Here is a 1,037-nt window from a genome sequence, read left to right as displayed (position 1 = left end):
CCCCGCACCGCCCCCGCCGCCGCGCTGGTCTGCGGGTACGGGCTGCTCGCGGCGATCCTGCTGATGCCCACCACCCGGTTCGGCTACCTGCTGTACCCGATCGCTTTCCTCCTCTGGGCGCCCGCGCTCGAAGTTCCCGGGATCCCGCAACCGGCGAGCAAAGTCCGCCCGCAGGGCGTAGACCTGAGGACATGACCACCTACCGCGACCGCGCCGAGGCGGGCCGGATGCTCGCCGACCGCCTCACCGCCCTGATCGGCGAACCGGACGTCGTCGTGCTCGGCCTGGTACGCGGGGGCGTATCCGTGGCCCAGGTCGTCGCCGAACGCCTCGGCGCACCGCTGGACGTGCTGGTGGTCCGCAAGCTCGGCATGCCGTGGGCTCCCGAGGTCGCCTTCGGGGCGCTCGGCCCAGGCGGGGTGCGGGTGCTCAACGACGTGGTCGCCAGCCAACTCGGCCCGGACGAAATCGCCGAGGTACAGCACCAGGAACAGGCCGAACTGGACCGGCGCGAGCAGCACTACCGGGCCGGCCGTCCGCCGCTGGACCTGACCGGCCGTACTGCGGTGATCGTCGACGACGGGCTGGCCACCGGGGCGACCGCTCGCGCGGCCGTCCAGGTCGCCCGCCACATTGGTGCTCGGCGCGTCGTGGTCGCCGTACCGGTCGGTTCACAGGAGGCATGCGAGATGCTGGCGGCCGAGGCCGACGAGCTGATCTGTGCCCAACGACCGCCCGCGTTCGGCGCGGTCGGGTCCTACTACGACGACTTTCACGAGGTCTCCGACGACGAGGTCCTGGCCGCGCTGACCGCTACCGCGTGAACCGACCAGGTACCGTCGGGTGATGAGCCTGACCTGTCCCAAGTGTCACGGAGAAATGCGCCAGTACGAGCGCAGCGGCGTTGTCATCGACCAGTGTGGCGAGTGCCGGGGCATCTTCCTCGACCGCGGCGAGTTGGAGAAGCTGTTCGAGGCGGAGGCCAACTGGAGCGCGCAACAAGCCCCGCCCGCCCCCCAGCCGGCCCAGCATGTGAC

Annotated in this window: 2 protein-coding genes and 1 pseudogene; all 3 read left to right on the top strand. The window is 71.2% G+C overall.

What is annotated here, in order from left to right; all coding sequences use genetic code 11:
• A pseudogene (locus C1I95_RS34105) lies at positions 1–195 on the top strand (hypothetical protein); the annotation flags it as partial.
• The gene (locus C1I95_RS34100) at positions 192–824 is read left to right on the top strand and encodes a phosphoribosyltransferase (RefSeq protein WP_111220232.1); all 633 of its coding nucleotides are present in this window, start codon (positions 192–194) and stop codon (positions 822–824) included. The pseudogene C1I95_RS34105 and the gene C1I95_RS34100, both read left to right, overlap by 4 nt.
• 19 nt (positions 825–843) lie before the next feature.
• A partial coding sequence (locus C1I95_RS34095) for a TFIIB-type zinc ribbon-containing protein (RefSeq protein ID WP_199524045.1) occupies positions 844–1,037 on the top strand: 194 nt, incomplete at its 3' end.

Source organism: Micromonospora craterilacus, from assembly GCF_003236315.1.
Lineage (GTDB): Bacteria > Actinomycetota > Actinomycetes > Mycobacteriales > Micromonosporaceae > Micromonospora > Micromonospora craterilacus.
This window is presented reverse-complemented; position numbering and strand designations above follow the sequence as displayed.

What these genes read in the sequence shown, in the direction of transcription:
- C1I95_RS34100 (WP_111220232.1), top strand. Translation starts at nt 192, where the DNA reads ATGACCACCTACCGCGACCGCGCCGAGGCGGGCCGGATGCTCGCCGAC.